Origin of the sequence: Vibrio sp. OPT41, assembly GCF_015163595.1 — a bacterium.
Taxonomy (GTDB): domain Bacteria; phylum Pseudomonadota; class Gammaproteobacteria; order Enterobacterales; family Vibrionaceae; genus Vibrio; species Vibrio alginolyticus.
In genome coordinates, this window is record NZ_JADDYH010000014.1 from 231188 (window position 1) to 231946 (window position 759).

At 53.9% G+C, this 759-nt stretch carries 1 protein-coding gene; it reads left to right on the forward strand.

All coding sequences use genetic code 11. The annotated features are described in order from the left end of the window. Positions 1-759 (forward strand): Calx-beta domain-containing protein (locus IQP38_RS26285; RefSeq protein WP_322621756.1); only part of this gene is annotated, 759 nt, incomplete at both ends.

The window sequence follows — 759 nt, forward strand, 5'->3', positions numbered from 1 at the left end:
GGGAAGTGGTTGGGTTGCAGTGCCAAACGATGGCGTAGTAACGGTGCCAGCAGGGCAAACTGAGTTTGATGTGCGCATCGCTTCTGTTGATGACGCCGTTTACGAAGGCCCTGAAGATTTCAGTGTGACAGTAACCGGCATTGGCGCAGTGCAAGGCAGCGATACGGGAACGGCAACGATAGTGGACGACGGCACGGGTCCAGGCTCTGATCCGGATGATGACCGTCCAAGCGTGACAATTACCGATGCTGGCAACATTAATGAGGGTGACACAGCGAACTTCAAAGTGACGCTATCGAACGCGTCTGAAGCGGAAACGCAAGTGGAGTTGGGTCTTAATCTCGGCGATACCGAAGTTGGAGATTTAGGCACCCTAGAATACAACACAGGCTCCGGTTGGGTTGCAGTGCCAAACGATGGCGTAGTAACGGTGCCAGCAGGGCAAACTGAGTTTGATGTGCGCATTGCTTCCATTGATGACGCTGTTTATGAAGGCCCTGAAGATTTCAGTGTGACGGTGACTGGCATTGGGGCGGTGCAAGGCAGCGATACGGGTACGGCAACGATAGTGGATGATGGTACGGGTCCGGGTCCCGATCCGGATGATGACCGTCCAAGCGTGACTATTACCGATGCTGGCACCATTAATGAGGGTGATACGGCGAACTTCAAAGTGACGCTATCGAACGCGTCTGAAGCGGAAACGCAAGTAGAGTTGGGTCTTAATCTCGGCGATACCGAAGTCGGTGACTTAGGCAC